20 protein-coding genes and 1 tRNA gene are annotated in these 18,646 nt (G+C 39.3%); 4 read left to right on the forward strand and 17 right to left on the reverse strand.

Annotated elements, in window-relative coordinates; translation table 11 throughout:
- Nucleotides 1-2,376 carry an alpha-ketoacid dehydrogenase subunit alpha/beta gene (locus tag ACO6S2_RS14625; protein WP_422359301.1) on the reverse strand — a complete coding sequence of 792 codons (2,376 nt, stop codon included), beginning with the start codon at nt 2,374-2,376 and terminating at the stop codon, nt 1-3.
- Between the two features lie 349 nt (nt 2,377-2,725).
- Between ACO6S2_RS14625 and ald the strand changes: the two genes are divergently transcribed.
- Nucleotides 2,726-3,838, forward strand: coding sequence for an alanine dehydrogenase (gene ald / locus ACO6S2_RS14630; protein WP_422359302.1), 1,113 nt, complete (start codon nt 2,726-2,728; stop codon nt 3,836-3,838).
- Here ald and ACO6S2_RS14635 read toward each other — a convergent pair.
- Nucleotides 3,835-4,281, reverse strand: coding sequence for a type I restriction enzyme HsdR N-terminal domain-containing protein (locus ACO6S2_RS14635; protein WP_422359303.1), 447 nt, complete (start codon nt 4,279-4,281; stop codon nt 3,835-3,837). The genes ald and ACO6S2_RS14635 overlap by 4 nt on opposite strands.
- A gap of 103 nt (nt 4,282-4,384) precedes the next feature.
- Here ACO6S2_RS14635 and ACO6S2_RS14640 point away from each other — a divergent pair, with 103 nt between their 5' ends.
- Nucleotides 4,385-5,158 carry an AMP nucleosidase gene (locus ACO6S2_RS14640; RefSeq protein WP_422359304.1) on the forward strand — a complete coding sequence of 258 codons (774 nt, stop codon included), beginning with the start codon at nt 4,385-4,387 and terminating at the stop codon, nt 5,156-5,158.
- On the opposite strand, the gene ACO6S2_RS14645 is transcribed toward ACO6S2_RS14640, so the two are convergent.
- The 14 genes from ACO6S2_RS14645 to ACO6S2_RS14710 all read right to left on the reverse strand — a co-directional run bounded on the left by ACO6S2_RS14645 (nt 5,136) and on the right by ACO6S2_RS14710 (nt 16,141).
- Nucleotides 5,136-6,398 carry an MFS transporter gene (locus tag ACO6S2_RS14645; protein WP_422359305.1) on the reverse strand — a complete coding sequence of 421 codons (1,263 nt, stop codon included), beginning with the start codon at nt 6,396-6,398 and terminating at the stop codon, nt 5,136-5,138. The genes ACO6S2_RS14640 and ACO6S2_RS14645 overlap by 23 nt on opposite strands.
- A gap of 94 nt (nt 6,399-6,492) precedes the next feature.
- Entirely contained in the window at nt 6,493-6,951 is a 459-nt protein-coding gene (locus tag ACO6S2_RS14650) for an ExbD/TolR family protein (protein WP_422359306.1), read from the reverse strand.
- A gap of 1 nt (nt 6,952) precedes the next feature.
- Complete coding sequence (locus ACO6S2_RS14655; protein ID WP_422359307.1) at nt 6,953-7,594, reverse strand: ExbD/TolR family protein; 642 nt, start codon at nt 7,592-7,594, stop codon at nt 6,953-6,955.
- Nucleotides 7,595-7,598: 4 nt separating this feature from the next.
- A complete protein-coding gene (locus ACO6S2_RS14660; RefSeq protein ID WP_318171454.1) occupies nt 7,599-7,922 on the reverse strand; it encodes a hypothetical protein in 324 nt (107 codons plus the stop codon).
- 27 nt (nt 7,923-7,949) lie between these two features.
- Complete coding sequence (locus ACO6S2_RS14665) at nt 7,950-8,804, reverse strand: MotA/TolQ/ExbB proton channel family protein (RefSeq protein WP_318171453.1); 855 nt, start codon at nt 8,802-8,804, stop codon at nt 7,950-7,952.
- Nucleotides 8,805-8,870: 66 nt separating this feature from the next.
- Nucleotides 8,871-8,958, reverse strand: a tRNA-Ser gene (locus tag ACO6S2_RS14670).
- Between the two features lie 88 nt (nt 8,959-9,046).
- Complete coding sequence (locus ACO6S2_RS14675; RefSeq protein ID WP_422359308.1) at nt 9,047-10,120, reverse strand: asparaginase; 1,074 nt, start codon at nt 10,118-10,120, stop codon at nt 9,047-9,049.
- Nucleotides 10,121-10,129: 9 nt separating this feature from the next.
- Nucleotides 10,130-10,894, reverse strand: a complete 765-nt coding sequence (locus tag ACO6S2_RS14680; RefSeq protein ID WP_422359309.1) for a TatD family hydrolase — start codon at nt 10,892-10,894, stop codon at nt 10,130-10,132.
- A gap of 22 nt (nt 10,895-10,916) precedes the next feature.
- The gene (locus tag ACO6S2_RS14685) at nt 10,917-11,990 is read right to left on the reverse strand and encodes a glycosyltransferase (protein WP_422359310.1); all 1,074 of its coding nucleotides are present in this window, start codon (nt 11,988-11,990) and stop codon (nt 10,917-10,919) included.
- Nucleotides 11,984-12,601, reverse strand: coding sequence for a polysaccharide deacetylase family protein (locus ACO6S2_RS14690; protein ID WP_422359311.1), 618 nt, complete (start codon nt 12,599-12,601; stop codon nt 11,984-11,986). Before ACO6S2_RS14690 ends, ACO6S2_RS14685 begins: the two co-directional genes overlap by 7 nt.
- Nucleotides 12,602-12,605: 4 nt before the next feature.
- Entirely contained in the window at nt 12,606-13,820 is a 1,215-nt protein-coding gene (locus ACO6S2_RS14695; protein ID WP_422359312.1) for a GAF domain-containing SpoIIE family protein phosphatase, read from the reverse strand.
- Nucleotides 13,821-14,072, reverse strand: coding sequence for a hypothetical protein (locus ACO6S2_RS14700; protein WP_422359313.1), 252 nt, complete (start codon nt 14,070-14,072; stop codon nt 13,821-13,823).
- A gap of 18 nt (nt 14,073-14,090) precedes the next feature.
- Nucleotides 14,091-15,179, reverse strand: a complete 1,089-nt coding sequence (locus tag ACO6S2_RS14705; protein WP_422359314.1) for a glycosyltransferase — start codon at nt 15,177-15,179, stop codon at nt 14,091-14,093.
- Nucleotides 15,180-15,199: 20 nt separating this feature from the next.
- Nucleotides 15,200-16,141, reverse strand: coding sequence for a lysylphosphatidylglycerol synthase domain-containing protein (locus ACO6S2_RS14710; RefSeq protein ID WP_422359315.1), 942 nt, complete (start codon nt 16,139-16,141; stop codon nt 15,200-15,202).
- A gap of 71 nt (nt 16,142-16,212) precedes the next feature.
- On the opposite strand from ACO6S2_RS14710, the gene ruvC reads away from it, so the two are divergent.
- Nucleotides 16,213-16,764: a crossover junction endodeoxyribonuclease RuvC gene (gene ruvC / locus ACO6S2_RS14715; RefSeq protein WP_422359316.1), complete on the forward strand. Its 552-nt coding sequence runs from the start codon at nt 16,213-16,215 to the stop codon at nt 16,762-16,764.
- Between the two features lie 112 nt (nt 16,765-16,876).
- Here the strand turns inward: ruvC and ACO6S2_RS14720 are convergent, their stop codons facing one another.
- The gene (locus tag ACO6S2_RS14720) at nt 16,877-17,326 is read right to left on the reverse strand and encodes a CBS domain-containing protein (RefSeq protein WP_422359317.1); all 450 of its coding nucleotides are present in this window, start codon (nt 17,324-17,326) and stop codon (nt 16,877-16,879) included.
- A gap of 311 nt (nt 17,327-17,637) precedes the next feature.
- Between ACO6S2_RS14720 and ACO6S2_RS14725 the strand changes: the two genes are divergently transcribed.
- On the forward strand, nt 17,638-18,510 hold the full coding sequence (locus ACO6S2_RS14725) for an RNA polymerase sigma factor RpoD/SigA (RefSeq protein WP_348306746.1): 873 nt from the start codon (nt 17,638-17,640) through the stop codon (nt 18,508-18,510).
- Nucleotides 18,511-18,646 lie beyond the last annotated feature (136 nt).

Genomic DNA, 18,646 nt, shown 5'->3' on the forward strand with positions numbered 1-18,646 from the left:
CTAGTAAAGATCCGGGTAATTAGAAGGATCAACCTCTCCCATTATTTCATACACTTTATCGAAAATGGTTTCTACACTTGGCTTAGAATAATAATCGCCATCTGACCCATAAGCAGGCCTGTGTTCCTTAGCCGCAATGGTCACTGGTTGACTATCCAGATATCTGAAGCACTCTTGCTCAACTACTAGTTTATCCAGAATATAAGCTGAAGCCCCTCCTGGCACATCCTCATCCGCAACAACCAGTCTATTAGTTTTCTTTATAGAAGAAATAATGCTTTGATGTCTGTCAAACGGAAGCAAAGTTTGTACATCGACAACCTCAACCTCAATACCGTAATTTGCTAGTTCAACAGCAGCATCCATCACTATTCGACACATAGAACCATAAGTGACAATAGTCACATCCTTACCCTCTCTGATAACCTCTGGGATACCCAATGGTACCTTAAATTCACCCACATTATCAGGCATTCTCTCCTTAAGTCGATATCCATTTAGACATTCAATAATCAAGGCCGTATCGTCTGACTCTAGAAGCGTATTATACATACCTGCCGCTTGAGTCATGTTTCTAGGCACGAGTACATTCACCCCTCTCAAAGCATTAATAATCATTCCCATAGGAGATCCAGAGTGCCACACGCCTTCCAACCTATGCCCTCTTGATCTAATGATTAAAGGAGCCTTTTGACCACCTTTAGTTCTGTATTGTAATGTCGCCAAATCATCAGACAACGTTTGAACTGCATAAAGCAAATAATCCAAATACTGGATTTCAGCAATCGGGCGCAAACCTCTTAAAGCTGCTCCAATACCTTGACCAATGATTGTAGTCTCTCGAATACCTGTATCCGTTACTCTTAATTCCCCGTATTTTTCCTGCAAACCAGCAAACCCTTGATTCACATCACCTATCTTTCCAACATCCTCTCCTAAAGCGAATACTAATGGATTTCTGTTAAGTGCGTCATCAAAACATGCCTGAAGCACCTCTCGACCGTCCACCATTTTCGAATCTTCCGAGTACTTAGGAGCTTCTTCTCCAATATTTAGTGCAGAGTATTTAGATTCACTATACAAGTGAGATGAGTACTCGTCATATCTTTTTTCATCATTCTTTTTGAGCCAATGCACGAGCATGTCCCTACTCCTAGAAGGTTCTTGTCTTGTTAACCTTAAAGCTTTCTTAGCCCCTTTAGTCAACTCAAGTTTATTGATATTCAAACCTTCCTTTAAATTCTTAGCAATGGAGAGCAATTTTGTTTTTTCAGCACTCCGTTCAGCTACAGTATCTATCATCCCGATCAAAGAAGCCACGTCCGAATCAATAGCGGTAGTATAAGCTTTCCAAGCCTCAATACGGGCGGTTTTAGCCACTTGCTTAGCTTCTTCCTCAATCGCATCCAATTCCTTTCCTGTAGCCAACTTTTCATCCAGAATCCACTCTCGCATCTTCTTGAGACAGTCAAATTTAGCTTCCCATTCTAAACGCTCCTTAGATTTGTATCTTTCATGAGAGCCAGAAGTAGAATGTCCTTGAGGCTGCGTTACTTCTTCTACATGCACCAATACTGGCACATGCTCATTTCTTGCAATCTTCTCAGCTTTTTGAAATGTCTTACAAAGGTCCACATAATCCCACCCTTTTGTGGTCAGGATTTCAAACCCTTTTTCTTTGGCCGTTCTCTGCAAGCCTGCCAGTGCTTTTGAAATGCTTCCTTTGGTCGTATGATACTCTTTTGGCACGGATATACCGTACTCATCATCCCAAACTGCCATAACCATTGGTACTTGAAGCACACCGGCTGCATTCATAGCCTCATAGAAGTGCCCTTCCGATGTTGAAGCATTCCCAATAGTTCCAAATGCTATTTCATTTCCATTAACTGAAAATTGTTTGTATTTTTTAAGTGCTGGATTGTTTCTATAAAGCTTTGAAGCATAAGCCAATCCTAATAATCGAGGCATTTGCCCCCCTGTATTGGAAATATCCGAACTTGAGTTCTTCATTTTCGTCAGGTCCTTCCACTCCCCTTTTTCGTCAATCAGTCGCGTCCCAAAATGACCGTTCATCATTCTTCCGGCAGAAGCTGGTTCATCTTCCACAGAGGTGTGCGCATAAAGCTGAGCAAAAAATTGCTGCGAGGTCAACTCTCCAATCGCCATCATAAAAGTTTGGTCACGATAGTAGCCTGACCGAAAATCTCCATTTTTAAAAACCTTAGCCATGGCAATCTGAGGAAGCTCCTTACCGTCTCCAAATATTCCAAATTTGGCCTTTCCCATAAAAACCTCCTTACGGCCGATATAGCTATCTTCCCTACTTTCTACTGCAAGTTTGTAATCATTCAAAATTTCCTTTTTCGAGGACATGATTTCGGTAGTTTTTTCTGAGACTTTCACCATTTGAAGATAAGATTTTTAGGACGATTATAAAAGAACCTAACCCTACAAATTTAATAAACACACCACATCAATCAAATATTTTTAGGAAGAATACAAAATAATATTATATTTGAGACAAAATAAAAAGACTAAACAGAATATAATTTGGTTATTGCAAGTTTTTCAGACATAATCATAAATGATGTTAGTTTTTTGAAATTTATATTTTCATAGCTGACTCAGAACGTCAAATAATCTTCCGAATCTGAATCAGATCATGTAAATTATTAGTAACAATTATTGTCGTATATTTTATTGTAGTTAAACAATTTATGCCATGATTATCGGGGTACCCAAAGAAATTAAAAACAACGAAAACCGTGTAGCACTTACACCATCAGGAGTAAAAGAACTGAAAAGACACGGACATCAGGTATTTGTGCAAAAGACTGCCGGAGAAGGCAGTGGGTTTGCAGATGAAGAATACACCAGCGTAGGCGCTGAGCTCCTACCCACCATTGAAGACGTATACGGCAAGGCCGAAATGATCATCAAGGTAAAGGAGCCTATTGAAGCTGAATACAAATTGATCAAAGAAGACCAGTTGGTATTTACTTACTTCCATTTTGCTTCGCATGAACCATTAACCAAAGCCATGATCGACAGTAAGTCGGTGTGTTTGGCTTACGAAACAGTGGAAAAAGCTGACAGGTCATTACCACTCTTGGTACCTATGTCTGAAGTTGCTGGAAGAATGTCGATCCAGCAAGGCGCTAAGTACCTGGAGAAGCCTTTAAAAGGAAGAGGTATTCTACTTGGAGGAGTTCCAGGCGTTCGCCCTGCGAAAGTTATGATCTTAGGCGGAGGTATCGTTGGAACTGAAGCTGCTAAAATGGCTGCCGGAATGGGAGCAGACGTTACGATCCTTGACCTGAGTTTACCAAGGTTGAGATATCTGGATGATGTGATGCCAGCTAATGTTAAAACCTTAATGTCAAGTGAATACAACATCAGAGAACTGATCCAAGATCACGATTTGATTGTTGGGGCCGTATTAATCCCAGGAGCAAAGGCTCCAAAGCTGATCACTAGAGATATGCTTAAAGACATGAGACCAGGCACTGTATTGGTTGATGTAGCTGTAGATCAAGGTGGATGTATGGAGACAACAAAGCCTACTACTCACCAAGAGCCTACTTACATCATCGATGATGTAGTTCACTACAGTGTAGCTAACATGCCCGGTGCTGTGCCATACACTTCAACATTAGCGCTTACAAATGCGACCCTTCCTTATGCTATTCAATTAGCTAACAAGGGATGGAAAAAGGCTTGCAAGGAGAACAATGAATTGAAACTAGGGTTGAATGTAATCAAAGGAGACGTCGTTTACAAGGCTGTATCAGATGCCTTTGACTTACCCTATACTCCTTTAGATAAATATATTTAATTTCCATAAACCGGAATCTTCTCAATTAACTGGAAGGTTCCGGTTTCTATATTCTGCTCACTGCAGAAATGATCCAACCCATTAGTAACGACCAAATACTTCGCCTTCAACGTCTGATTGTAAATGGCTGCCTGTTGAAATGTATCGTTTGAAATTTTGACCCCTGGAGCTTTACATTCCACTACCATCAGCGGACTACCTGAACTATCATAAGCCACAATGTCTGGTCTTTTCTTTAATCGATTGTACCTAATTTCAAACTCTGTTTTTAGAAGTGATTTAGGGTACTTTAAGTAATCATTCAAGAATTTAAGAAAATGTTGCCTCACCCATTCTTCCGGGGTTAACATCACATATTTTTTACGAAATTCATCCCATATTTCCCTCCCCTTTTCTGTTTCTTTAACTTTAAATTGAAACCGGGGAAGATTCAACTCCTCCATGACTACTAATTATTTACTTTCAATATTAGCACAATTCATTTACTTTTAATCTCAATCCGGATGTTACTCATTAACATCTACATAACTTCAAAGCAATTCCCATATGAAAACAAAGAAAGAAATAGTTGATAACTGGCTCCCAAGGTACACAGGTGTAGAATTAGAAGACTTTGCTGAGTACATCCTACTCACAAATTTTGCTAACTACGTTGAAATTTTTGCAGAAAAATTTGATGTAAGCGTAGAAGGCAAAGACAAGCCTATGCAATCTGCTACGGCCAACAATATCACTATTATAAACTTTGGAATGGGTAGTGCCATGGCTGCCACTGTGATGGACTTACTTTCTGCCATCGAGCCCAAAGCAGTCCTGTTTTTAGGAAAATGCGGGGGACTGAAGAAAAAAACACAGCTCGGTGATTTAATTCTTCCGATTGCGGCCATTCGAGGAGAAGGTACTTCCAATGATTATCTACCTATAGAGATTCCGGCACTCCCTTCATTTAGACTGCAGCGTTCTGTTTCTTCTATGATCAAAAAGCACGAAATGGATTACTGGACTGGTACGGTATATACCACAAACCGAAGAGTATGGGAACATGATAGAAAATTCAAAAAGTATCTGAGGAAAATTCGAGCCATGGGTATTGATATGGAAACGGCGACTTTATTCACTGTAGGATTTATCAATGAAATACCGCGAGGTGCACTTCTACTTGTATCTGACAACCCTATGACCCCTGCAGGAGTCAAAACCGATGCATCAGACAAGAAAGTAACGAGTCACTTTGTCGATAAGCACATTCAGATAGGTATTGATGCTTTGCTTGAATTATTCAACTCTGGCGATTCAGTCAAACATATGAGGTTTGACTAGTCTTATGAATTCGCGAGTATAGTAACAAACCAACGCCCACAACAAAGAACAGCATCAATGCAATGGTGCTGTTTCTCATTGACCCTGTCCATTGCTCTATAAAGCCAAAAGAAAATGTACCAACCACTATAGAAAGTTTTTCTACCACATCATAGAAACTAAAGTAAGAGGTATTGTCAATAGTATTATCCGGGATCAATTTTGAGAAAGTTGATCTTGACATAGATTGAATTCCTCCCATCACCAGTCCTACAACTACCGCTAATCCATAAAACTGATATTCTGTTTGCAGCACATAGGCGTAACCGCAAATTCCTATCCATATAATCAACATCGACAATATGGAGATACCATTGTTGTACTTCTTTGATATGGCCGCAAACATATATGCACCAGCGATGGCAACAAGCTGAATTATAGTAATCGTAACTATCAGTTTGGACGCCTCAAGACGTAACTCTTTCTCCCCAAAGATTGCAGCCAAGTGCATCACTGTTTGAACTCCTGCACTATAAAAAAAGAAAGCTAGCAGATACACCTTCATCGCCCTAAGATTTTTAAGAGATTGGAAAACAATCTTAAGTTCCTTCACTCCTTTCAAAAACAAATTGTCTGTTTTCTTCAAACGATCCTTATTGTCTGGCAAATAAAAGAAACTATACTGCGCAAAGCCAAACCACCAAAGACCCACAAGTAAAAAAGAAAGTCGAACGACTTCTGATTCAGCTTCGAATCCCAGAGACTTATGCATTATTATCATAGCGAAACTTATCAAAAGCAATAATACACTACCGATATACCCGTAAGCATAACCCTTAGCACTCAGCTTATCATATTCAGATTCGGTGGTGATTTCAGGAAGGTACGAATTATAAAACACTAGACTCCCCGAATAGCCTACACCAGCTAAGATAGAACACACAATCCCGTATTCAATATTACTGCCTTCAAACCAGTACAAACCTGCTGTCGATACTGCACCAAGGTACGTGAAAAGCTTGAGGAAAAATTTTTTTTTACCACCATAGTCTGCCATCCCAGACAACCAAGGAGATATAAATGCTACAATTAGAAATGCAGCAGCCACCGCATAAGAGTACAACACCGTGTTTGTTATTTCAGAACCGAAAAAAACTACTGTTTCGGATTCAAAAGCCGCTCGGGTGACTCCATTAAAGTAAATAGGAAATAAGGTGGATGAAATGACTAATAGGTAGGCAGAATTTGCCCAATCGTACATGCACCAGGCCTTTTTTATTTGATTATCAGATGGCATAGTCATAAAAAAAGGCCTCGATAAATCGAGACCTTTCCATATTATTAAAGATTAGTAATTAATCAACTCTTTTAGAAGAACTGTAAAGTACTTTCCTAGCATTCGCTTCTTTAAACTCCTGCTGAACATCAGTTACGATACCCATCTTGGCATCTACATCTACTTTCATAGACATTGTAATCTGATCTCTTTCTACTTCACTCAATTTATCCTTCTCTTGGTTTACAAATCGAACCACATCCTTTACTTCAATGAACACATCATTCACTTGAATCTTGGGAGTAGTACCATAAATGGCTGTTCTCTTTGGTTTACCAATGTACACATAGCTCACCAACGATTTTCTCTCCAGCTTACTCAACTGAGTAGACTTTGGAAGCTTCTGCTCTACCATGATAGTAGTTTCTCTCAATACTGTTGTCACCATAAAAAAGAACAACAACATGAAAATAATATCTGGTAATGCAGCCGTTGGAATTTCCTGAGAGGTACCTGAACTTTTCTTAAACTTTGCCATATCAACCTCCTATTTTATTTGGTTCAGCAATGGATATCGCTCTTGGAATACCAGCTCTTGCTTTAGTATACATTTCTTTTTGCTCTGGATCCTTTTTATCCAATTGCAAAAACTCTTCAGCAGTGATACCTACTCTTTCACCATACACTTCATTGTAAGCGGCATTGACTTCGTCAAGTACTCTTACATAAAGCTCATAGCTCGTTCCTCTATCTGCCTTGAAAGACACAATTGCCTTTCCTGGTTCATCGGAAGAATCAGATCTTCTGCCTTTACTATTCACATGCCTTCTCAAAGTTGCAGGCAGTTGATTGTACAACAATCTACCATCCGCAGAAGGCTTACCAAAGTTCAAAATAAAATCTTTGATCATTGGTCGCAATTTAGTCACATCTCTCATTGGCTCATCTTCAACCAATAATTGGTCATTAGAGTTAGCCAAAATCTTAAAGATGTTTCTATCATTTGTTTTTACCTCTGGTGGCGGCTCGTTAGGATCCGGCTTCGGAGGCAAAAGCATCGCGATTCCTTTGTCGTTTGCAATCGTGGTGGTTACCAAGAAGAAAATCAACAAAAGAAAGGCAATATCCGCCATCGAACCCGAGTTTACCTCGGCCGCAGGTCTATTTTTACCTTTCGCCATAATCTTATTTTACTGCTTTTGAAACTTCTGTATAAACAATGCCGCCTAGTGCACCTATGATCAAAATGTACATCATAGTCAGCAATCCACCTACAAACTTAGATAGACCTTCGTCAACACCAAGCTCAAGAGCAGAAGCAGTCACTTCAGACCCGGACAAAGCGTAAGAGATAATAAATACGACAACCAAACCAGCTACACCAGCACCTGCTTTAGTCAATGACTTAGGATCACTTACTGAATTTATTATTGGAAAGACAATCGCAGCTAATCCTGCTAGGATCGTCAATGTGTAAGACACATATAATGCTATATCTATAGAATCCATTTCTAATTTCTTTTTAAGTGAAAAATCTTATTTAGCAGAATGCTTAACCAAGATATCTACTAAAGAAATAGAAGCATCCTCCATAGAGTTAACTAGTGAATCAATTTTAGAAACAAGGTAGTTGTAGAACAACTGTAGAATAACCGCAACGATCAAACCACCAACTGTAGTCAAAAGTGCTACTTTAATACCACCAGCAACCAAGGCAGGAGATACATCACCAGCTTCAGCAATCGCGTCGAATGCGTCGATCATACCAATTACAGTACCCATGAAACCAAGCATTGGAGCCAAAGAGATGAAAAGTGAAATCCACACCATTCCTTTTTCCAATTTACCCATTTCAACAGAACCGTAAGCGATGATTGATTTTTCAACCATTTCAACACCTTCTGACATTCTCATCAATCCTTGAACAAAGATAGAAGCAACAGGTCCTTGTGTATTTCTACAAACATCCTTTGCAGCTTCAACACCACCTGAGTTCAATGCACCTTCTACTTGCTCCAACAACTTCTTAGTGTTAGTAGTAGCCAAGTTCAAAGTGATAATTCTTTCGATGGCAACAGCCAATCCTAAAATTAGACATAGCAACACGATGCCCATGAACTGCCATCCACCTTGGATGAACTGATCTTTTACGATTTGATGAAAACCAGGCTCTTCAACCGCTACTTCTTCGTAATCAGCTGCAGCAACCTCTTCTTCTACATACTCTTCTTCCGCATACTCCTCTTCAACAGCTGTGCTATCGCCTTCAGCTACCATCTCAGTAGAATCAGATGCTACTTCTTCTGTAGCTACTTCATCCTGCGCCATTGTTTTTAGGGTGCTCATTGTAAACACACCAGTCAACATCAATAAAATTACTAATCTTTTCATAGTCTAATTTTTAGTAAATCTTTAATAAAGGTTTAAAAGTTATTCTTTTTTAATACTAATTCAGTGCAGAGAGGAAGGGATTCGAACCCCCGGTACCCTTTTGGGGCACACTCACTTTCCAGGCGAGCACCTTCAACCACTCGGTCACCTCTCTCTAACTTTTTTAGTTTTCTCCAAGCGACAAATAAATTATAAAATTACACTATTTGCAAATAGTTACATATTAATTTGGATAACACCATTTAAATGGTCATTTCGCCCCTTATTGGAATGCTAAGTTTCTTTTTGACCTGCTCAATGGACTTTTCTGTACCCAGCAAATGCATCATCTTAGCCACTGCTGCTTCGGTAGTTATATCAAGTCCGCTTATGACTCCAATCTCTGTCAACTTTTTACTCGTTTCGTACCTACCTTGAATTACACTTCCTCCAATACACTGGGATACATTTAGAATTACAATTCCTCTATTCACTGCCTCTTCTAATAGGTCATTGAACCAATCGTAGTTCATAGTATTGCCTGAACCATATGATTCAAGAATTACCCCTTTCAGTCCTTCTATGCTCAAAATACCCTTCACTACCGCAGGTGAAATATTTGGGAAAATCTTTAAAATAGCAACATCAGGATCTAATTCAGAACTGTATTTCAACTCCTCGTCTTTGTATTTCTTCAGAAAAGATTCGTTGTAGACAATCTCTACGCCGGACTCTGCCAAGTATGGGTAATTTTCAGATTCGAACGCTGCAAAGTTGCTGCTTCTAATTTTCTGTGCCCGGTTGCCTTTTAATAGGTAATAATTAAAATAGAGACATACCTCTGTAACCATTGCATGATCTCCATTTCTTGCCGAGGCTATTTCTAATGCAGTAATCAAATTCTCCCTTGCATCCGATCTAGTCGCACCTATAGGGATTTGAGCTCCAGTGAAAATGATCGGCTTATTTACTCCCTTGAGCATAAAGCTGATCGCCGAAGCTGAATAGGCCATGGTATCCGTACCATGAAGAATCACAAAACCATCGTATTGATGATAGTTATCTTTCAATATAGAAGCCATATCTTTCCATTGTTCTACATTGATATTGGAGGAATCAACTGGTTCTGGAAATGAAATAACCGTTAGTTTGAGGTCTAACTTATGCAACTCTGGTATCTTTTCTAATACCAGACTGAAATTGAATGGTGCCAGAGAACCTTCCTCGTCATACACCATACCAAAAGTACCCCCTGTATATATCAAGAGGATGGAAGATTTGGGGTCTTCCGAACTGGTCGCAATGTTGACTACTTTAAATTTACTTACTTGGGTCATTCTTGTTGTTTAATTGAAAATGCGATTGGCATTTTCGGTAGTAGCATTAGCTACCTCATTTTTGGTAATACTTTTTACAGCAGCTATTTTTTCAGCTACTAGCTCAAGATAAGCAGGTTCGTTTCGCTTACCTCTATGTGGGACCGGTGCAAGATAAGGACTATCCGTCTCCAATACCAAATGATCTAATGGGATTGACTCAAGCACAGGCTCAAGTCCTCCATTCTTAAAAGTAGCTACTCCTCCGATCCCCAAGAGAAAACCCAACTCAATAATTTGATTGGCCTGCTCCACCGAACCAGAAAAACAATGGAATATACCGCGGAAATTTTCGGTTTTTAGATCCGATACTAAAGCTATAGTTTCATCAATAGATTCCCGGCAATGGATGACAATAGGCTTATCTTTCTCAATCGCCCATTTGGATTGGATGTTAAATGCCTCTTTTTGCTGTTCGAAATGAGTCTTGTCCCAATAGAGGTCCGTACCCATCTCCCCTACTGCCACAAAATCCCTTTTGTTCAGCCAGTCCTCTACTATATAAAGCTCCTTCTCAAAATTCTTATCTACAGAACAAGGGTGCAAACCCATCATTGGAATACAATATCCCGGATAACGGTATTCTAGCTCCAACATCGCATCAATGGACTCGCTATCTATGTTGGGCATGTATATTCTCTCAATACCATGCTCCTTAGATCTTTCGATCATATGATCTAAATCATCCTTGAATTTATCCGAATAAATATGTGCGTGTGTTTCAATTAACTGCATTCCGATTTATTATAAGTTTCACCTAATACTTTCTACCCTTCCAAACCAACTTTATCGGCATTAGGCAAAACGCAAATGTGATTAAATAAAAGACGAAATCATAGATTTCGAAGAGTAGAAGATGGACTATAGAAAACCTAGAATCAGTAACCTTTTCGATTTGGGAAGCGATTTTCAATTTCAACACAATGACAGTAATTCCCAACATTATCCAAAAAGGATTGTCAAATGTCAGATGTATAAGAGCAGGCCAAAACAACCATTTAATCAAACCACCTAGCCAAACCAGCGGATTCAAATCAAGCAATCCTTTCATCCAACGCTTGCGTTGATGAAGCAACTCCAAAAACGTTGCAGGCTTTGTGCTAGCTACTGCAGATGTATTGAAGTTCACGACTAGTTTGCCTCCATTTGACAGAACGGCCTTTAACAAAGTAATATCTTCTACAATAGATTGTTTCAAACCTTCATGACCGCCAATTTCATCATACGTTGATTTGGGAATCAAGAGATTGTTTCCCCAAGCAGTCAAGCCAACACCCATTCTTGCAAACCAGCCAATGATCCATTCATTGAACAACCAGTCAATATTTTGCAGTGAGCTCAGCCAACCACTTTCAGTAACTTTGGTTAACCCCACTACAATTTCACGCTTATCGAACACCCCACTCAACATTCCCTGAATCCAATCCGGGTGAAACTGCATATCTGCATCAGTAAGCAACAAAAAATCTCCCTTGGCTTGTTTTGCCAATTGAGAAAGTACTTTTTGCTTTCCGAATGAACCATCCCGATGATGAAGAGAGAGGACGGATGCATTTTCTGGTTTATGCTTTTCCAAATACTCCAAAGTTGAGTCATCGGAGTCGTCGTCGCCCAACAGGATTTCAAACTTTGATGAAGGATAAGTCAACTTCATCAGGCTGTCGCAAAGTGCTCGGACATTTTCCTCTTCATTTCTTAGCGCTATCAGTATGGAAACAAAGGGCTCTTGTTGTTCCTTGTGATTTTTTGCTTTTTCCAGTTGGGATCCAAGCACGATGACCAAAAACAAAATCCATATTAAAACCACTCCGATGGTAATCGACGCTAACATATTTCTTGGTCAATTAATCCAAACTTAAACCCCTGATCAACGCAGTACTGGAGATATCTTGGCAATACCCACTTCAATTTGTTAATTGACTTTTCGTTATCATGAAAAACTATAATATCCCCTGATTTTGTCTTTGATTTCAAAACCTTCAGGCATTTTTCATTACTCAGTGTTTTGTCAAAATCCCCGGCCATTAAAGACCAAAGCACGACCCCATCACCTTTTTTGAATCGACCATAAGGTGGTCTAAATAAAGAACTGCCGTCGAATTCATCGATAATAGCTTGTCCTCGTTTCTTATTCTCAAAATAGGTTTGCCTTGATATTTTTCTTCCATCGAGATGACTATAACCATGATTGGCGAGCTGATGCCCAGCATTTTTAATCTTTTGGATCAGATCCTGATGTTTTTCTATTTGTTCGCCAAGAAGAAAAAATGTAGCTGAGACGGAATACTCCCCCAAAGACTTTAATACAAAGTCTGTCACCTCTGGTATTGGACCATCATCAAAAGTCAGGAATATCTTGTTGTCTTTATTTGGCAGTCTCCATAGATGCCTTGGGAACAGAAAATGAAAAAAACTCGGTATTCTATGAAGATAGAAGCCCAAGGTATTATGTTTTGAATTTGGCTGACAATAGGGTCACATCATCACGGTAGTCTTGTCCTTGACGAAAATCATTGACAAATTTCATTATGGCCTCATTAAGTTCATGAGGTTTAGAGTTTTCCACGCTCTTGATAGCTTTCAAGATGCGTTCCTCTCCAAACTCCTCTTCTTCAGGGTTAATCGCTTCGTTCAACCCATCCGTATAACAAAACAGATAAAACTGATCCAAGTCATTCACAACTCCCATTTCTATAAAGGGTAATGGAGAAAACATACCCAGCACTGTGGTGCCCTTAGTGAGCTCCACATCTTCCTTCAAATTCTCCTGCAGCAAAGGAGGGTTGTGACCACAATTCACATACCTCAGTTGTTTATTCGATTGGCTATAAATAGCCACAAAGAAAGTAATGAATATCTCACCGTTTCCACTGAATTTAATCTGATGGTTCAATTCAGAAACAATAGTTTTTAAATCATTAGTCTGCCTCACCAAAGTATGCAGTGAAGCCTGAAAATTGGACATCATCAAAGCAGCCGGCACTCCTTTTCCTGACACATCAGCAATGCACAATAAAAACTGATCGTCATCAATTGGAATATAATCATAATAGTCTCCTCCCACATTATGATGCGGTTGGTAGTAGGCGGCCACTTCGAACCGATCTGTTGCCGGTAAGTTCTTTGGGAATAGATAATTTTGAACCTGCTTAGCAATTTCTAGTTCCTTCTTAAAAGCTTCTTGTGCTAGTTGCTGACGAGCCAATTTCTTATTTTCAATAGCCACCAAAATAATATTGGTTAAAGCCTCCAAAAATGTAGTCGCCGAATTGCTTGTAAAGCCAGCCTCAGTTTCAGCGATATCCCCTACAAACACCAGCGCCAGCAATTCATTCTTATGCATCACAGGAATGACATGATCAAACTCTTGACATTCGGTTTGACCTAATGCCTTCACTTTCTCCTCACCCTCGAATTGATCAACTGGAATATCTTCTATAATCGCTGCATCGACACCAAAAAACACCTTGCAATTCCACTCTCCTTCTGACTCAACGAATAACGCCAACTTCTTTACCTTTAGATTAGCCAATAGGGTGAAGTGATATATTTTATATAAGGACTCTTCCGACAGGTTGTTATTGATCGCTTCCGTTACTTCAAGCAACGCATTCAATTCCAACTCCTTGAGGTCTGATTCTATGGTTTTGGTTTGTCCCATTTAGCTTGTGTGCGCCTTTAATCCTTCTTTAGAGGCCAGGTAGTAATAATTCCTAAAATTAATCTCTATATCAATGCCCTCAGCATCCAACTCGACGTCTGGTTCATTGTAGCAACGCAGCCAATTTTTTCTGACCATTTTAGCCAGAATAGGCTTCAAATCTTCGTCCGACAATCCCAGAGTCTCCTTCAAGTCATTATAATGAATCAAGAAGTACAATTCGTCCAATATGTCAAATTCGAGGTCGCTCATACTCGATTGGGTTTAAGGTTAGATTTTATGGATTCGATCTCTCCAGGTGTAGGCCCCAAAATTAGAGGCTACCCCAAAGAATACAACATAAAAAGGGTAAATTATTTGAAGTAAAGCAAAACTTATCAAAGACACCCTATTGTCCTGGGCTTTACTCACTGAATATATAAATATGTAGTCCACCATAAACTTAGCACCTAGAATATAAACACCTAAAAGGTTCACAGTGAAAGCGGCATCAATTATCATCCAACTCCAAACTCCATAGAGAAAAAACAAAAGAACAGGAACAATCATAGAAAATTTGTCCTGATGAAGTTTCCACTTAGACGCCCACCTCCTTCGCTGATGATAAAAACCCTTCCAACTTTCCGGGGCTTCACTCTTTACTAATGCCGCTTTGAGAAATTTGATGTTATAAGGATATGCTCGGTGAATTTTTCTCAACAAAAACTCATCATCACCTGAAGCAATATGCTCATTGCCTTCAAAGCCACCTATCCCTTCAAATACTTCTTTGGAGAAAGAATAATTGCAACCATTAATCATGGTCGGCTTGCCAATTTTCATCGTAGCAGCTCCTACACCTACCAAGGCAGCGAGTTCTATGTTCAGCATATCAATCCACCTGGACTTTTTTGCATTAAAAAGTTTAACAGGTCCAAAGGCCAATTTCACCCCACTAGTAAAAGCTCGTTTATGGTCATCCAACCAGTGCTCTGTTACCTCGCTATCTCCATCCGTACATACGATTAAATCTGCTTTGGCCAAACTAACCCCAAAAGTGATCGCTGCTTTTTTCCCCTCTTGCTTCTCGGGTAACTGAGTATAGTTTAACCCTTCATATTCCATTTGAAGCGACTTGACAATAGATTTAGTACCATCTTGCGAATGATCGTCCACTATTATAACCTCAAAACTTGAACTAGTGAAAGACGAATTAAAAATGGATCGAATGAGCCTTTCAATATGCTGAGATTCATTTCTTACAGGTACAATTACGGAAGCGAATACATCTGTATGCCCCTTTGGGAAAACAACCGGAAACTTTTTAGCATGCCACAACCATAGGAGAAGCAGCAAGACGCCTCCATAGCACAGAGTCATAACACTAGCAATCCAATATATCAAAGCGCTTTCTTTAGATCAGACACGAACAACACTCCAATTAATGCCGGTAAAACGATATTAATCATCCATACCATAAAACTTGCAACGATCACAACGCTTAAATCAGAAATGAAAAAACTAAAAAATAGCGTTGCGGACAGTTCTCTTTTTACCAAATCTCCCAACACCGACAAGTTAGGAATGAGGGTTTTAACCAGAAAAATCCAAAAAATTCCGTAAAGAATGGTAAGCAAAGGAAGCTGAATACCTAAAGCCCAAAAAATCAAATAAAACTGGACGACGAACACGAAATACCTTCCGACTGAAATGCCCCCAATCACGATAATGGATTTAACATCAAGAGATATTAATAAAGTAATGTATTGACGTATTTGATCTCTAAAAATATAGAAAACAAGACCAAGCATAATTACACTAGATATCGCAACAACAAATACAACACTCAATTCATCCATTGGAATGTTAAGGCCTCGACTAACTAAGAAAAACACCGACACTACTCCAAAACCTAGCGTCGGTAATAGCTGAGAAAACCGATCTATAGCTAAGCCTGAAAATACATGGTCTCTATTTATTTTGCTCAACCCTAAATAGCGAGAAAAACCATCTCCAATTCCAAAGGGGCTAACCACATTCAGGCTTTTGCCAGACAGAATCGTTTTCATACATCTCCAGACAGATGGTTGCTGAATAGGTTTCAAAATGAATCGCCATTTCCATGCTTCAATGCCAACATTCAATGGGAGAAGAGCGAGACAAAAAATCACCCCTAATCCATTGACCAAATCAACGGACTTAAGCATGGTCATGGCTTCTTTATTGTTTATGAACTTCAATCCAATTACAGCAAAAATTGTTAAAGGCAGCACCCAAGACCAAAGAAACCAAATGAGTTTCCACCAACCATTACTTGTTCGATTTGATAATGCTCTAATCATTTCTCAATATATGACTTCATGTCACTTTTCATAAAAGGTAATCTTTCTATCTTGCAATGCTATCCAACTCCATGAATAAAACTAAGGAAAAAATCATTTTAGGTCTAGACCCCGGCACCACAGTGATGGGATATGGAGTAATACTTGTCCAAGGAAGTAAATTAACTACACTGCAACTGGGTGTGATTCATTTGAGCAAGTACAAATCCCATGAACTCAAGCTCAAGAAAATTTTTGAACGGGTAACTCATGTCATTGAGGAATTTGGCCCAGACGAAGTGGCACTGGAAGCACCATTTTTCGGTAAAAACGTACAGTCTATGCTCAAACTGGGTAGAGCTCAGGGCGTTGCCATGGCAGCAGCCCTAACCAGAGACATTCCTATTACCGAATATGCTCCTAAGAAAGTAAAACAATCTGTGACTGGGAATGGTAATGCATCAAAGGAACAGGTAGCTGCCATGCTCCAGTCTATATTGAAACTTAAAGAAATTCCGAAGTTGCTGGATGCTACAGATGCCTTGGCAGTCGCTCTCTGTCACCATTATCAAGGAGGCAAACCTCAGACCTCCTCCAAAAGCTGGAAAGCCTTTTTGTCTGATAATCAAGATCGGTTGAAGTAAAGGAAATACTACCAATTTCTAATAACGTCATCACGAGCAGCGCGAAGTGATCTCTATATACTGAACAAGATTGCTTCACTTTGTTCGCAATGACGATAAATAATTTAGTAGGCTACCAAGTAGTAGACTTAATCTTCTGCGCAGCGCGCATAATATCTCTTCGGCTAATCTGCCCTTTTAGGATACCATTTTCGGTTACTGGAAATCTTCTGAAATAAGTATTTAAAAACTCGTTGGCGCAAGCCACCACATCCATGTCCATCTCCAGAGTTTTCACATTGCTAGACATAAAGTCTGATACTTTACCTTTTCCACTGGGAATGTTGTGATAAGAAGACTGAACCAATACCTTCAAACAATCCTTCTCAGAAAGCATACCGACTAATTCTCTCTTTTCATTTAATACAGGGCCTCCAGAGATTTTCTTTTTAAGCATGATATCAATAGCTTCTGCTATTTCTTGATCTGGAGTAAAAGTGATTAGGTCTTTGGCCATGTAGTCTGCAATAGTCTCATATTTGATGCCTTGTTCTTGCTCTACACGAGCGCCTTTAAAGTTCATTACCATGGTTGATTTAGTTAGAAGTTGAAATTAGACGAACTCTTATATTACCATATTTTCGACCAAATCGCAAGCAAAATCCTTATAAAATACAATTTCAGTAGGATATTTGCAATATGTTTATTAGTTTGATGCCAAGCCTAGGAATTTTGACCACCCATTGATGTTTGAACTTTATTGATAAAAGAGTGTTAATTATATCAGAATAGTTAATCTCTTATTAGAAATAAACCGTATAAAATATTAAATTTGCGGGCTCGTTTATACTAGTACTAGGCAAAGAGAGCCCTAAAAAAGGAAAACAATATCATATGAGACAACTGAAGATCACACAATCGATTACTAACAGACGTGAAAGTCATACCTTAGAAAAGTATTTTACAGAAGTTAGTAGTGTGCCGATGATTACTCCTGATGAGGAGGTTGAATTAGCACAAAGAATCAAACAAGGAGATGATCTTGCTCTTGAAAAATTAGTAAAAGCGAACTTAAGGTTCGTGGTATCTGTAGCCAAGCAGTACCAAAACAGAAGTTTACCGTTGAATGACTTGATCAATGAAGGTAACCTTGGGCTAATAAAAGCCGCAAAGAAATTTGACGAAACCAAAGGATTTAAGTTTATCTCTTACGCCGTATGGTGGATTCGTCAGTCGATCATGCAAGCACTTGCTGAGCAGTCTCGAATCGTAAGATTGCCTATGAACAAGTCTGGAGCGATCAACCAAATCAGAAGAGCTTATGCTGAGCTAGAGCAAAAGTACGAGAGAGAGCCAACCGAAGAGGAATTGGCGGATATCTTGGATATGAAGCCTAGCGAAGTAAGAAACACACTCGGCGCTGAGGTGAAGCAAATGTCTATGGACGCTCCTTTCGGTGAAGATGAGTCTGGTTCTCTTTTGGACGTTTTAGAAAACAAAACTACTGTCCCTACCGACGGTCAGATGGTATTCAACGATTCATTGAAAGTAGAAACTATCAGAGCTTTGTCTACTTTGACTGCCAGAGAAAGAGAAGTAGTAAGAATGAGCTTTGGTATCGGATCTGACAACCCATTCACCTTAGAGGAGATTGGTGATATTATGGGCTTGACTAGAGAACGTGTAAGACAAATCAGAGAAAAGGCCCTACAAAAATTGAGAGAGCCATCTAAAAATCAAAGATTGAAAGAATTCTGTGCTACTTGATCAGTAGTATAGATTTATGATATTGAAAGTCCCGTTTTTGACGGGACTTTTTTTATGCCCATACCTATACAGGTTATACAATTTGGCCTGCCACGTGCGTTTCATCTATCATTTCAATTTATTGAAAACCTTACTT

Origin of the sequence: Reichenbachiella sp., assembly GCF_965233835.1 — a bacterium.
Taxonomy (GTDB): Bacteria; Bacteroidota; Bacteroidia; order Cytophagales; family Cyclobacteriaceae; genus Reichenbachiella.

Excerpts from the sequence above, each read along its gene's own strand:
- ACO6S2_RS14640 (WP_422359304.1), top strand. The coding sequence starts at position 4,385 with ATGAAAACAAAGAAAGAAATAGTTGATAACTGGCTCCCAAGGTACACA.
- ACO6S2_RS14700 (WP_422359313.1), bottom strand. The coding sequence starts at position 14,072 with ATGAGCGACCTCGAATTTGACATATTGGACGAATTGTACTTCTTGATT.
- ACO6S2_RS14705 (WP_422359314.1), bottom strand. The coding sequence starts at position 15,179 with ATGACTCTGTGCTATGGAGGCGTCTTGCTGCTTCTCCTATGGTTGTGG.
- ruvC (WP_422359316.1), top strand. The coding sequence starts at position 16,213 with ATGAATAAAACTAAGGAAAAAATCATTTTAGGTCTAGACCCCGGCACC.
- ACO6S2_RS14645 (WP_422359305.1), bottom strand. The coding sequence starts at position 6,398 with ATGTACGATTGGGCAAATTCTGCCTACCTATTAGTCATTTCATCCACC.
- ACO6S2_RS14675 (WP_422359308.1), bottom strand. The coding sequence starts at position 10,120 with ATGACCCAAGTAAGTAAATTTAAAGTAGTCAACATTGCGACCAGTTCG.
- ACO6S2_RS14725 (WP_348306746.1), top strand. The coding sequence starts at position 17,638 with ATGAGACAACTGAAGATCACACAATCGATTACTAACAGACGTGAAAGT.
- ACO6S2_RS14685 (WP_422359310.1), bottom strand. The coding sequence starts at position 11,990 with ATGTTAGCGTCGATTACCATCGGAGTGGTTTTAATATGGATTTTGTTT.
- ACO6S2_RS14680 (WP_422359309.1), bottom strand. The coding sequence starts at position 10,894 with ATGCAGTTAATTGAAACACACGCACATATTTATTCGGATAAATTCAAG.
- ald (WP_422359302.1), top strand. The coding sequence starts at position 2,726 with ATGATTATCGGGGTACCCAAAGAAATTAAAAACAACGAAAACCGTGTA.
- ACO6S2_RS14635 (WP_422359303.1), bottom strand. The coding sequence starts at position 4,281 with ATGGAGGAGTTGAATCTTCCCCGGTTTCAATTTAAAGTTAAAGAAACA.
- ACO6S2_RS14650 (WP_422359306.1), bottom strand. The coding sequence starts at position 6,951 with ATGGCAAAGTTTAAGAAAAGTTCAGGTACCTCTCAGGAAATTCCAACG.
- ACO6S2_RS14695 (WP_422359312.1), bottom strand. The coding sequence starts at position 13,820 with ATGGGACAAACCAAAACCATAGAATCAGACCTCAAGGAGTTGGAATTG.
- ACO6S2_RS14655 (WP_422359307.1), bottom strand. The coding sequence starts at position 7,594 with ATGGCGAAAGGTAAAAATAGACCTGCGGCCGAGGTAAACTCGGGTTCG.
- ACO6S2_RS14710 (WP_422359315.1), bottom strand. The coding sequence starts at position 16,141 with ATGATTAGAGCATTATCAAATCGAACAAGTAATGGTTGGTGGAAACTC.
- ACO6S2_RS14625 (WP_422359301.1), bottom strand. The coding sequence starts at position 2,376 with ATGTCCTCGAAAAAGGAAATTTTGAATGATTACAAACTTGCAGTAGAA.
- ACO6S2_RS14665 (WP_318171453.1), bottom strand. The coding sequence starts at position 8,804 with ATGAAAAGATTAGTAATTTTATTGATGTTGACTGGTGTGTTTACAATG.
- ACO6S2_RS14660 (WP_318171454.1), bottom strand. The coding sequence starts at position 7,922 with ATGGATTCTATAGATATAGCATTATATGTGTCTTACACATTGACGATC.
- ACO6S2_RS14720 (WP_422359317.1), bottom strand. The coding sequence starts at position 17,326 with ATGAACTTTAAAGGCGCTCGTGTAGAGCAAGAACAAGGCATCAAATAT.